We start from the raw sequence: 11,886 nt of genomic DNA on the forward strand, positions 1-11,886 counted from the left end.
TCATGCCACGGTTTTTTCTTTCTGGGTCCCGACCAACGTGCAGGCAAAGATGCAATATCAACTCATTTCACAGCAAGCCGAACTGGAGCAGTATCTCGCTTCCCTGGCCGACGTTCCCCTGGCCATAGATACCGAATTCGTTCGCACCCGTACCTACTATCCCCAGCTCGGTCTGTTCCAGATCTATGACGGCGAACGCCTCGCTCTGCTGGATCCGCTGACTCTGGATCTCTCCGGCCTGTGGCAGCGGCTCGGCCGGGCAGGGCAGATCGCCATACTGCACGCCTCCGGTGAAGATCTGGAGCTCATCCAGCATCAGGCGGGCCACCTGCCCAACCAGATGCACGACACCCAGCTCGCGACGGCCTTCCTGGGGTACGGCGTCTCGGTGGGCTTCGGCGCCCTGGTGAAAGAGTTCCTCGGGGTGGAACTGGAAAAGGATCAGGCCCGCACCGACTGGCTGGCCCGCCCCCTGACCGCGCGCCAGCTCGAATACGCGGCGGCGGATGTCTTCTACCTGATGCCCCTCTACGAGAAGGTGATGGCCAGGTTGCATGAAAGCGGCAAGTTTGCCTGGTTCGAGCAGGAGTGCCAGAACCACTCCGCCCGCAAGACCCAGGGCAGCGATCCCCGTCAGGCCTACCTCGAGATCATTAACGCCTGGCAACTGGGTCGGCGCGAGCTGGCCATCCTGCGCGAGCTCGCCGCCTGGCGTCAGCAAGAGGCGGTGCGCCGGGATCTGGCCCTGAACTTCGTGGTCAAGGAGCTGCACCTGTTCAAGGTGGCGGAGCGCCGACCCACTTCATTGCGGGATCTCAACGAGCTGGGGCTGGCCCCCATCGAGATCAAGATCCACGGCAAGCGGATGCTGGACATCGTCACCTCGGCCCAGCAGAGCGATCCGGACAGCTGGCCAGAGCCCATTCGCCGGCTGGTGGACTTCCCCCAGTACAAGGCCGAGCTCAAGCGCATCAAGGCCATGGTGGAAGAGAAGGCCAAGGCCAGCAACATTCCGCCGGAGCTGGTTGCCAGCAAGAAGATCATCCACCAGTACTTCACCTGGAGCTGGCGGATGAGCGCCGAGGAGCGGGCGCGCGCCGACAAGCCCATGCTGCTGCAAGGCTGGCGTCATGAGCTGGTGGGCCACCTGCTGGCACAGTAGCGGCCTCTGGTGCCCCTATGACGAAAGCCCTGGCTGCGTGTGCGGCCAGGGCTTTTGCTTTTTTGGATGGCGTGAGCCGGAGTTATCCGTGAGTCAGCAGGTTGCCTTGCTGCTGCAGCTCGTCGAGATGCAGGCCTGTGGTGCCCTGCAGCAGAACCAGATCCTGGAAGCCGGCATCCCCCGTTGCGCCATCCCTGTCCACGCTAAGGATGGTGCTGCCATTTTCTTCCCGCACCGCCAGATAGTCCGACAGGTCGCCGCCCGTCGTATCCTGGAACAGATCTCGCAGATCCAATACGTCTCCCCCCTGTATCAGGTTGGCACCATTGAAGTCGGTTATGGTATCCACCCCCCCTTCGCGGCCGAAGACGAAGGTATCGCTTCCTTCCCCGCCGACTAAAACATCATGGCCAACCAGCCCGTTCAGGGTGTCGTTGCCATCGCTGCCCACCAGGCCGTCATCGCTCTCTGTCCCCGTCAGTATTTGATCAGCCAGTATCGCGTGGTAGCTGATCGTGGTGCTCGCATCCTCTCCTTGTGTCATCTGGAAACCGGCTGTCGTATAGGTGCCCTGCAACTGGATTTCGCTACGGTGGGTACCATCGTCGATGGTCAGCACACCGCCGCTCGCGGTGGCGTTGCTGACATAGCTGATGGTTGCGTTGCCAACGTCGGCCAGCTCGAACTTATCTCCTGCGTTGAAGCCAGAGACAGTGCCGGTGAAGTCGGCGGCATGTGCCAGCCTTAGGATCCCATCCCCCTCGAGGGCAAAAGCGGTGTCCATGTTCGACGCAGCAGCGTAAGCCAGCGTAGCCATGCCGCTGATCAAGGCGCTGCCGGTACCGCTGACAGCCGCGTTCAAGGTCACATTGCCGCCATTGGCACACAGCAGGCCGCTGTTGTCGAGCCCACTGTCGATGATCAGACCACCGGCCCCGATCGCTGCCAGCATGCCGGAGTTGATGATGACCTCATCGCCTGTGTCGATCACCAGGGCATGACTGCCATCGGCGATGATGCTGCCTGCGTTGTTCAATATCAGCTGCCCGGCGCCGAGTTGGCCTGCACCGCGGATGCTGTTGTCGATGTTGAACAGCACTGTATCGGCGCTGCCACCGAACAGAGCATTGTGGTCGCTGTCGGAGAGCACCAACTGCCCGCCGCCACTCAGGCTGGCTCCGCGGAACAGGATCTCCAGGCTGGCGCCGCTGTCGTGGCCACCAAGGGCAATCATCCCTTCGTTGATGAGACTGCCACCAAACGGCATGATGGCCCCGTCATCTATGGTGAGGGTACCGCCGTTGCGGGTCACCGGATCGACGTTGAACTCGAAGTTCGCCTCGCCGAGCAACGCCCCATCGACCCCCTTGATCGTGATGCTCTGGCCCTCGCCAATGCTGATCACCGCATTGCCATCGGCGTCATTGCCTATTTGCACGTTTGCCATGCTGGTGACGCCGGCAAAGCCGATCAGATCCAGCCTGTCGGTGGTCACGTCGAAGTTGTAGACGACGTTGTTGCCGATGGGTTGGGCGAACACGAACTGATCCGCACCGGATGAGCCGGTCAGGTTGTCGTCTTGCGACAGGGCGAAGATGGGGGAGCCTGGGGCATAGGCCTCGACGTTGTCGGCGATATAGGCGCTGCCCATGCTGCCGTCGACGTTGGTCCAGCTCATGTTGACAGCCAGGACTGCGGCCCCGACAAAGTCAGCCGGGGTGGTGACAGTGAGGCCGCTCGGATCCTCGGTCATTAGGCTCCAGGTGCCGTCGCCATTGTCGTTGCCGCCGTTTATGGTCCAACCCGAGGGAACGCCGGATATCTTCATCGAGATCAGGCCAATAAGCCCCTCGGGGGCTTCCAGGGCCAGGTGGATCGGTTCACCGGCAATACCAGCGGGTGCAAGAGATGCAATCTGTGGTGTGCCGAAGGAAGTTGATGTGGCGACATTGCCATTGCTATCGATCACATTGTTACCCGCATTCAGGTTTAGCCCTAGAGTGTTACCTCGGTCGCCATTGGCTGGCTGTCGACCATCGTAGGCAACAGTCACCGTCCAGGTCGAGCCGGAGCCTGAGACGCCCGTGATACTGGGGAAGGGCGAAACGCTGGTAGCACTGCCGAACAGGGTGAAGTCTTCGGCGCTGACCCCGTTGACCTGTTCGGAGAAGGTGACGGTGAAGGTCGCGGTGCCGGAGTTGCCGCTACGTGAACTGATGCCCGTGATGGAGAGTACGGTCGGAGCGACCTCGTCGAGGTTGTTGACCGCGAGGGTGACGGCCTGCTCGGTGGCCGGGTTGACGCCATCGCTGGCCAGGACGCTGAAGCTGTAACTGGACTGGGTCTCGTGATCGGGGTTGCCGAGCAAGGTGACCGCACCGGTGATGGCGTTGATGGTGAACTTGTTGGCATCGGTACCGGCGAGGCTGAAAGTCACGCCTGCGCTGATGTCGGCACTGTCGTCGGCGGTGGCGGTGTAGACGACCTGACCGGCGCCGCTGTTTTCATTGATAGCAGCGGCAGTGCCACCGGAGGTGATGGTCGGTGCGATCTCGTCGAGGTTGTTGACCGCGATGGTGAAGGTCTGCGCCTGGCTGGAGCCATCGGCACTGGTGGCAGTGACCTCGATATTCACGCTGGCACCGAGGGCTTCACGGTCGATGGCGGCGGCAACGGTGACCACACCGGTGGCGGGATCGATGGCAAACAGGCCGCCGGGATTGCCGGACAGGCTGTAGGTGACGGCATTGGTGGTGGCGTCGGCGTCGCTGGCAAAGGCGGTGACGCCGACCAGGGTGCCGATGGCGATGTTCTCGTCGACGGCATTGGTGGCAGCGTTGGTGTCGGTCGGGGTAGTGACATCGAACTCGTCAACATCGTTGATGGCGATGGTGAAAGTCTGCGCCTGGCTGGAGCCATCGGCACTGATGGCGGTGACCTCGATATTCACGCTGGCACCGAGGGCTTCACGGTCGATGGCGGCGGCAACGGTGACCACACCGGTGGCGGGATCGATGGCAAACAGGCCGCCGGGATTGCCGGACAGGCTGTAGGTGACGGCATTGGTGGTGGCGTCTGCGTCGCTGGCAAAGGCGGTGATGCCGACCAGGGAGCCGATGGCGATGTTCTCGTCGACGGCATTGGCGGCGGTGTTGGTGTCGGTCGGGGTAGTGACATCGAACTCGTCAACATCGTTGATGGCGATGGTGAAGGTCTGCGCCTGGCTGGAGCCATCGGCACTGGTGGCGGTGACCTCGATATTCACGCTGGCACCGAGGGCTTCACGGTCGATGGCGGTGGCGACGGTGACCACACCGGTGGCGGGATCGATGGCAAACAGGCCGCCGGGATTGCCGGACAGGCTGTAGGTGACGGCATTGGTGGTGGCGTCGGCGTCGCTGGCAAAGGCGGTGATGCCGACCAGGGAGCCGATGGCGATGTTCTCGTCGACGGCATTGGTGGCGGCGTTGGTGTCGGTCGGGGTAGTGACATCGAACTCGTCAACATCGTTGATGGCGATGGTGAAGGTCTGCTCGTCGAAGGCACTGCCATCGGAGACGCGCACCACCACTTCATAGGTGTTGTCGCCGTTGCTGTCGCTCGGGCTTTCCCGGTTGGGCGCGTTGACAAACGACAGGGCGCCGGTGTTGGGATTGATGGTGAAGAGTCCTGCATCGGCGCCACCGACTATGGTGTAGGTCAGCAGCGCACCGACGTCCAGGTCACTGGCCGTCACTGTGGTGACCACAGTGGTGTTTTCGTCGATGGCCAGAGCCGCCGAGCTGCCCCCCCCGTCGGAGGTGATGGTGGGGCCGTTGTTCTGCACACCGAGGAAGTCGGTGTTGCTCAGGTCCTTGAGACCGTCGAGTTTGATCACCAGATCGGCCTGGCCGTCGCCGTTGGTATCGGCCTTGATGTAGGTGGCATTCTGCCCGGCGTTCTGCTCGTACCAGACACCGTTGATCAGGGAAATGGTGCCTCCCCACTTGAGGTCGGTGGAACCCAGCAACGGACGCAGGTCGACCTTGTCGTTGTCCGGGTTGGCGTCACGCACACCGGAAAAGTCACGGATAGTATCCATCCCGCCACTATTGGATTCCATCGCGCTCTGGTAGACGAAGAGGTCATTGCCGCTACCGCCGCTCAGCAAATCGGCGCCATTGCCGCCCTGGATGGTATCGTCACCACCTTCACCGTAGACGGTGTCGTTGCCGTTGCCGGCATAGATAGAGTCGTTGCCGCCACTTGCATGACCATCGCCGTTGTCGCCATAGATGGTCTCCGAGCCATTGCCGCCGTAGATGGTGTCGCTGCCGGCGATGGCTCGGCTCTGCTGCCGGTAGTCATCCCAGCCGTCGCCGTAGATGACGTCGTTACCGTTCTCGCTGTTGACGAGCGATGTCCCGATGACGTCGTTGCCGGATCCACCATAGACGAGGTCCTGGCCGTTGCCGCCGGAGAGGATATCGTCCCCGAGCCCGCCGTAGAGGGTATCCTCGCCGTTGCCGCCCAGCAGGGTGTCGCTCCCGCTGCCGCCGTCGAGCATGTCACTGCCATTGCCTCCATCTATGAGGTCGGCTCCTGTGCCGCCAATGAGCGAGTCGTTTTTATTGGTGCCGCTGATGTCAGCCATGGGTCTGCTCCTTCAGAAAGCGGGAAGATGATTCGGTATGGAGACAAGATCGCCGTCCTGGCCATCTGCTCTTGTACCGCGTAACACTTCATCTGGTGCAACAGTCGGGGATCTCTTTCACCAGCAGTTGCAGGTCTTTGATTTTGATGGCCATACCGGTGAGAGGGCCGTCCTGGTCTCGCCGCACTATCTGCCCGCAACACCGGATCTTCATGGCACCGTGCGTCACCCCGGGATCGAGATCGAAGCAGACATTACTCACTTGGTTCTCAGGCGTGGCAGCCTCCTCGAATTGCAGGTAGCAGCCCCCGATGCTGATGTCCCGGGTGAACCCTGTCTGGCCCGAGAGCCGGACAGGTATCACCGTCCTGATGCGATCATGCTGGCGAGCATGGATATGTGTGGGTGTTGTCATGCCGATTAGCCTAGGCCAGAAGGGGAAGATGAAAAATGGAAGAATCAGGCCGATTTATGTGGGACAAAGTGACGGTCGACCCAGGACAAAACCAGGATATTTCGACTAATTTGAGAGGGGACCATTGTCAGGCAGGATGCCTGTCACGTTGTCGTAGGCGTTGGGGAGCGGGGTATGGATACCAGAATCAATGTCATCGTGATCTGCGACTTGCCGATAGTCGCATGGGGTTTGCGCGGGGCCATTAATGCACAGCCCAACGAGATGAACGTCATCGCCTGCGTGGCCGATCCCGTCGATGCCGTGCAGTGGATGGTGCCAGGCAAGACGTGTGTCGTCCTGTTTGATCTGGATGGTCGAAATGGCATCGACCAAATACCTTCCCTGCTGTGCGATACCCACGTTCGCGTGCTGGTGATCGCCACAGCGGAGGGCACTGAACTGCAGGAGAGAGCGGTATTGGCCGGGGCCTGCGGCGCCATCAGCAAGCGGGAACCGGTGGAGGTGCTGTATAAGGCCATCCGCAAGGTGCACGGGGGCGAGTACTGGGTCGATCGCGCCGCCACCGAGCGGATCCTGATGGCCATCGCGAGGGAGAAGGGGGCTCACCATGCCGAGCAGGCGAAGATAGCGCGGCTGACCCGGAAGGAGAGACTGACCATCGCGGCCATTACCCTGGGCGTTGATGCAAATACCCTCGAGATCGCGCGGCGCCTCAACATCAGTGAGCACACCCTGCGCAATCACCTGACATCCATTTATGCCAAGTTGGGCATTCGCAATCGAATGGGCCTCTATGCCTATGCACAGAAGCATGCGCTGACAGAGCAAGGCTCCCAGACCTGAAACGCTTGTCGGCCTCCCAAGGCAGCGATGCTCTGCCGCAGGCCACCGGGGCCCGCGTGATGAAGGGGCCGGGTGCCCTTGTCGAGTTGAGAGTCAGCTATGGCCTTGGCAAGAGGAGGAGGACATGGATGGCTGTGGGCAGGGGAAGGGCCATCAGAGTTCGTGGGCGTGGAATCCCTTGCGATAACGGGTTTCGCAGCGCGGGCAGCGTTGCAGGCTGGGATCCTGATCCAACTGCTCGATGGCGAGCGGCTCCTCGCAATCGGAGCAGAGGCCATAGAGACCCAGTTCCATCTGGCAGAGCGCCGCGTCGAGGCGTTTCAGCCGTGCCACGCTCGACTCCACCTTGGGCAAGTCGAGGCGACTGGTCAGGTCCACCAGCTGATCCCGCTCGCAGGATGCCACCTTCTGTGCCCAGTCGTCACGTCGACAGGCCTTGAGCTGAGTAATCAGCGCTTCTCTTGTTTGTGCCCAATCGGTCAGCAGGCGCTCACGCCATTCGGCCAACCGGGCTTGCGTCACTTCACACACAACAGCCCCCAAAGACGAGTGATAAAACTCGGCCAGTATAGGGAAAGCCGCGGTTTATCAAGATGACATGAGTCAAGTTAACCGCGCTTTGACGCGTTTTTCCGGCAGGTGTCGTGGCTTGCCGGTGATCACGTAGAGCACCCCCACCACCAGGCAGACGATACCGAGCAGGGGGCTCATGGTAGGCATGATCCCGCGCAGCATGAAGGCGTAGAGCAGCCCCGCCAGGGTTTCGAACACGATGAGCGGTCCCACCAGCACGGTCGGCAGACGCTGGCTCGCCTCGTTCCAGCACAGGGTGCCGAGCCAGGAGCAAAAGAGCCCTACCGCCCCCATCAGCAGCACGAAGCGCAGGGGCGTCGGCCCGAAGGGCAGGGGAAAGTCCGGTGCGCTCAGGGCGAGATGACCGAGACTGCCGAGGTAGGCAATGAGCGCCACCGGCAGGGTCACCAGTCCCTGAGCCGTGGCCCAGACGACCGGGCTGCGGCTCGGGTGCTCGCGTAGCCAGCGGGCGTTGCGCAGGGGATACCAGGTCCAGCACAGCACGGCGGCCACCGCCAGGGCGAGCCCGAACAGCTGCTCGGTGCGCGCCTCTGCCTGCCAGGTCAACTCGGCGTGGTTGACCAGATAGAGGCCGGCCCCCATCAGCAGCAGGGCCGGGTAGAGGCGGGCGCGGGAGAGGCGGCCGTCCCGTGCGCCATAGAGGCAGTTGGCGGCCAGGGCCGTCACCACTGGCAGGGTGCCGATGATCATGGCCGCCAGCGGCGAGCCGATGCGCAAGATGGCCCCCGACAGGCAAAAGTAGTAGATGAGGTTCCCCACCAGGGTGAGAGCGAGAGCCTCTCGCCAATCGCTGGCCGAGAGGGCCGCCAGGCGTTTGCGGGCCTGCCAGGCGAACGGCAGCACGATGAGGCCGAAGGCGAGGTAGCGGCCGCTGGCGAGCAGGGCGGGGGGATAGCCGTCAACCAGCAGGGGGGCGACGAAGATGAGCCCCCACATCAGGCCGGCCAGCAGGGCAAACAAGACTCCGAGCAACATTTTCTATTTCCGGTGGAGAAGAAGGAGGCCAGCCTAGCAGGCGGGGAAGGGCGGTGTATTGAACCAGATTGCGCTTTAGCGGCCGGCCTGCACCTGTTTCTGGTAGCGCACCGGGGTGGTGCCATAGCGGCGCAGGAAGGCGCGGTTGAGATGTGACTGATCGGCCAGACCACAGGCGGCGGCCACCTCGGCGGCGGGCAGGCCGGCGGCCAGCCACCCCTTGGCGCGCTGCAGGCGTATGGCCATCAGCATCTGCTGGGGGGTGACATGAAAGCGGGTCTTGAAGCTGCGCTGGAAGTGGTAGGGGCTGAGGTTCACCGCCCCGGCCAGCTCGGTCAGGGTGATGGGGCGGGCGAAGTACGCCTGCATATAGTCGATGGCGCGGCCCAGAGGATGGGCTGCTTCGCGCGGGGCCGCCAGGGCCCGGGCGTGGGGGCGCAGAGTTTCGCACACGCTCAGCAGCAGGCCGTCGGCGGCGAGCTCGCTGTCACAGTGCCAGAGGGCGTCCAGGGTCGCTTGCAGGACGGGGGCGGCGTGCGGGTCGCTTCGCACTGCCTCGGCGAAATACCAGCCGCGCTCGCCGCTGATGGCCTCGAGCCGATCGGCGGGCAGGTAGAGCATCCGATAGCGCCACCCCTGCTCGCAGGCAGCCTCGCCCGTGTGCAGCTCATCGGGGTTCATCAGCACCAGGCTGCCGGGGCCCGCCAGGAGCTGGCTGCCACGATAGCGAAAACGCTCGGCGCCATACTCGATGACACCGAGGCCAAACCCCTCGTGGCTATGGGGATCGAAGGTGTGGTGCTGGATGTGGGCGCGGTAGAGCTCGGTCGCAGGCTGGCCAGGCAGGGCGCGAAAATCGGCCCTGTCGTGCTGATGGGTAAATGTGACCGGTACTCCCTGCATCCTGACCTCCTGTCATTGAGCCTTCATCATAAGGTGCCGCGGGGCAGCGGCCAAGACTAGGCCCGTGCGGCGCACTCGCGCTCGAGAGCGATACGGATCTCGTCCGCGGTCTTGATGGTGCGGATGCGGCGAAACAGCTCATCGGCCTGGGGGTATTCCCGCACTATGTAGGAGAACCACTGCTTGATGCGGCTGGGGTAGTAGTCGGCCTTGTCGCTCGCCAGATCCTGCTCGGTATAGGTCACCATCAGCTGCAGCACCTCGGCCCAGCTCATGTGGGCACAGCCGGTTTTCATCACGTTGGCCAGGTTGGGCAGAGAGATGGCACCGCGGCCCACCATGAGAGCGTCGCAGCCGGAGACGCCGGCGCAGGCGAGGGCATCTTTATGATCCCAGATCTCGCCATTGGCGGTCACCGGAATGGGCAGGGCGCGGCGGATGAGATCCACGTATTCCCAGTGCGCCGGCGCCTTGTAGCCTTCGCGCTTGGTGCGGGCATGGACGGCCAGCTCGTTGGCGCCCCCTTGATAGACCGCCTGGGCGTTGTCCATATAGAGCTCCTTGTCATCGTAACCCAGGCGGATCTTGGCGCTCACCGGCAAGTGGGCAGGGACGGCTTCGCGCACCGCCTTGACGATGCGGTAGACGGTCTCTGGCTCCTTGAGCAGCACTGCGCCCCCCTTGCTCTTGTTGACCGTGGGGGCGGGGCAGCCGAAGTTGAGATCGACCCCGGGAGAGCCGAGCTCGATGGCTCGCACTGCGTTTTCGGCGAGCCATTCGGGGTGCTGGCCCAGCAGTTGCACCCGCACCGGGGTGCCGGCACGGGTCTTGCCATCCTGCTTGAGTTCGGGGCAGAGGCGATAGAACACCTTGGCGGGCAGCAGCTGATCGACGACCCGAATGAATTCGCTGACACAGAGGTCGTAATCGTTGACGGAGGTGAGTACCTCCCGCATCAGGTGATCCAGCACCCCCTGCATGGGGGCCAAAATAACGCGCATAGCTGCTTCCGAAGACAAGGGGAGAAAAAAGAGCGCAGATTGTAGTGGCAATGGGCGGCGTTGTCAGCCGTCTGCCCACTCGATGAGCCTAATCGACTGCTGCTGCATGGGCCGGGCTGTCAGCTTCCGGGCCAACTCTGTTAGGCTAAAGGCAGAGATGCATTCAGAGGAGTACCCATGAAACGCTGGTGTCTGATGGCCCTGGGCTGGCTCGCCTTCGCCACCGGGATAGTCGGGATAGTGTTGCCCCTGTTGCCGACTACCCCCTTCATGTTGCTGGCGGCGGCCCTGTTTGCTCGCTCGTCCCCCCGTTTTCACCGCTGGCTGCTGACACACCCCTGGTTCGGGCCCCCCATCCATGACTGGCAGCTATATCGCGGCATTCGGCGCCATGCCAGACGCCGTGCCATCGTCTTCATCCTGCTCTCCTTCTCGGTGTCGCTGATGGTGGTGCCGTTGCCCTGGGTGAGGCTGCTGCTGGTTGTCATAATGGTGATCCTGCTCACCTGGTTAATGCGTCTGCCGGTGCTGGAGCCAGTTGCAATGGAGAAGTGAAATCCCTAAGCTATCGCGGCAATAATGCTATGGAGTCGGCCTGTCATTTTTTGCATGACGGGCCTTTTTATTGCCCGCTGGCGGGCAGCGCAAGAGACGCCACGCCTGGGCTCAAAAATAAGCGGTCAAATAATGAATCCGGATACCCTGAAGTTTATCGAAGCGAGCATCAAGACCATTCCCGACTATCCGAAGCCGGGCATACTGTTTCGCGACATCACCAGCCTGATCGAGAATGCCGAGGCCTTCAAGGCCACTATAGATCTGCTGGCCGAGCATTATCGTGATCAAGGGATCACCAAGATCGTCGGCACCGAGGCCCGCGGTTTCATCTTCGGCGCCCCGGTGGCCTACGCCATGGGGCTGGGCTTCGTGCCGGTGCGCAAGCCGGGCAAACTGCCCCGCGCCATCATCGAAGAGTCCTATGCCCTCGAGTACGGCACCGATACCCTGCAACTGCACACCGACGCCATCGTGCCCGGTGACAAGGTGCTGGTGGTGGACGATCTGCTGGCCACCGGCGGTACCGTCGATGCGACCGTGAAGCTCATTCGCCGCGCCGGCGGTGAAGTCGCCGATGCGGCCTTCATCATCTCCCTGCCGTCGCTGGGCGGTGATGCCCGCCTGACCGCCTCAGGCGTCAAGGTGGTCTCTCTGGTCGAGCTCGCAGGCGAGTAATCCCCCCTGGCAGGCGGGCCTCGTCAACCCGCCAATGCCCCGAACCGGTGCCTGAATGGGCACCGGTTTGAAAATCAAGCGATCCCTCCCACGGCGGCCGATAGCCCATACAGCCCGCCCTCCA

General features: G+C 62.6%; 10 protein-coding genes. 4 read left to right on the top strand and 6 right to left on the bottom strand.

What is annotated here, in order from left to right:
- The first annotated feature begins 49 nt into the window (after window positions 1–49).
- Window positions 50–1,162 (top strand): ribonuclease D, encoded by a 1,113-nt coding sequence (gene rnd / locus KI797_RS09740; RefSeq protein ID WP_041205740.1) that lies wholly within the window; start codon window positions 50–52, stop codon window positions 1,160–1,162.
- 82 nt (window positions 1,163–1,244) lie between these two features.
- Here the strand turns inward: rnd and KI797_RS09745 are convergent, their stop codons facing one another.
- Together KI797_RS09745 and KI797_RS09755 are read right to left on the bottom strand one after the other, a co-directional pair.
- Window positions 1,245–5,795, bottom strand: coding sequence for a beta strand repeat-containing protein (locus tag KI797_RS09745; protein ID WP_264160788.1), 4,551 nt, complete (start codon window positions 5,793–5,795; stop codon window positions 1,245–1,247).
- Window positions 5,796–5,883: 88 nt separating this feature from the next.
- Window positions 5,884–6,210 (bottom strand): PilZ domain-containing protein, encoded by a 327-nt coding sequence (locus KI797_RS09755; RefSeq protein ID WP_043131345.1) that lies wholly within the window; start codon window positions 6,208–6,210, stop codon window positions 5,884–5,886.
- Between the two features lie 174 nt (window positions 6,211–6,384).
- On the opposite strand from KI797_RS09755, the gene KI797_RS09760 reads away from it, so the two are divergent.
- Window positions 6,385–7,056 (top strand): response regulator transcription factor, encoded by a 672-nt coding sequence (locus tag KI797_RS09760; protein WP_226172820.1) that lies wholly within the window; start codon window positions 6,385–6,387, stop codon window positions 7,054–7,056.
- 153 nt (window positions 7,057–7,209) lie between these two features.
- Here KI797_RS09760 and KI797_RS09765 read toward each other — a convergent pair whose 3' ends face one another.
- The 4 genes from KI797_RS09765 to dusC all read right to left on the bottom strand — a co-directional run bounded on the left by KI797_RS09765 (window position 7,210) and on the right by dusC (window position 10,529).
- A complete protein-coding gene (locus KI797_RS09765; protein ID WP_043131350.1) occupies window positions 7,210–7,578 on the bottom strand; it encodes a TraR/DksA family transcriptional regulator in 369 nt (122 codons plus the stop codon).
- Window positions 7,579–7,659: 81 nt separating this feature from the next.
- Window positions 7,660–8,625 carry a DMT family transporter gene (locus tag KI797_RS09770; protein WP_226172823.1) on the bottom strand — a complete coding sequence of 322 codons (966 nt, stop codon included), beginning with the start codon at window positions 8,623–8,625 and terminating at the stop codon, window positions 7,660–7,662.
- Window positions 8,626–8,700: 75 nt separating this feature from the next.
- On the bottom strand, window positions 8,701–9,528 hold the full coding sequence (locus KI797_RS09775; protein ID WP_226172825.1) for an AraC family transcriptional regulator: 828 nt from the start codon (window positions 9,526–9,528) through the stop codon (window positions 8,701–8,703).
- A 56-nt stretch (window positions 9,529–9,584) separates the two neighbouring features.
- A complete protein-coding gene (dusC, locus tag KI797_RS09780) occupies window positions 9,585–10,529 on the bottom strand; it encodes a tRNA dihydrouridine(16) synthase DusC (protein ID WP_043131357.1) in 945 nt (314 codons plus the stop codon).
- 177 nt (window positions 10,530–10,706) lie between these two features.
- Between dusC and KI797_RS09785 the strand changes: the two genes are divergently transcribed.
- Complete coding sequence (locus tag KI797_RS09785; protein ID WP_043131359.1) at window positions 10,707–11,084, top strand: YbaN family protein; 378 nt, start codon at window positions 10,707–10,709, stop codon at window positions 11,082–11,084.
- 132 nt (window positions 11,085–11,216) lie between these two features.
- Window positions 11,217–11,762, top strand: a complete 546-nt coding sequence (apt, locus tag KI797_RS09790; protein ID WP_043131360.1) for an adenine phosphoribosyltransferase — start codon at window positions 11,217–11,219, stop codon at window positions 11,760–11,762.
- The last annotated feature ends 124 nt before the right edge of the window (window positions 11,763–11,886 follow it).

This window comes from Aeromonas media, from assembly GCF_020423125.1.
Lineage (GTDB): Bacteria > Pseudomonadota > Gammaproteobacteria > Enterobacterales > Aeromonadaceae > Aeromonas > Aeromonas media.

Bases quoted from the DNA above. Each gene is read 5' to 3' on its own strand.
- rnd (WP_041205740.1), top strand. From the start codon at position 50: ATGCAATATCAACTCATTTCACAGCAAGCCGAACTGGAGCAGTATCTC.
- KI797_RS09745 (WP_264160788.1), bottom strand. From the start codon at position 5,795: ATGGCTGACATCAGCGGCACCAATAAAAACGACTCGCTCATTGGCGGC.
- KI797_RS09755 (WP_043131345.1), bottom strand. From the start codon at position 6,210: ATGACAACACCCACACATATCCATGCTCGCCAGCATGATCGCATCAGG.
- KI797_RS09760 (WP_226172820.1), top strand. From the start codon at position 6,385: ATGGATACCAGAATCAATGTCATCGTGATCTGCGACTTGCCGATAGTC.
- KI797_RS09770 (WP_226172823.1), bottom strand. From the start codon at position 8,625: ATGTTGCTCGGAGTCTTGTTTGCCCTGCTGGCCGGCCTGATGTGGGGG.
- KI797_RS09775 (WP_226172825.1), bottom strand. From the start codon at position 9,528: ATGCAGGGAGTACCGGTCACATTTACCCATCAGCACGACAGGGCCGAT.
- dusC (WP_043131357.1), bottom strand. From the start codon at position 10,529: ATGCGCGTTATTTTGGCCCCCATGCAGGGGGTGCTGGATCACCTGATG.
- KI797_RS09785 (WP_043131359.1), top strand. From the start codon at position 10,707: ATGAAACGCTGGTGTCTGATGGCCCTGGGCTGGCTCGCCTTCGCCACC.
- apt (WP_043131360.1), top strand. From the start codon at position 11,217: ATGAATCCGGATACCCTGAAGTTTATCGAAGCGAGCATCAAGACCATT.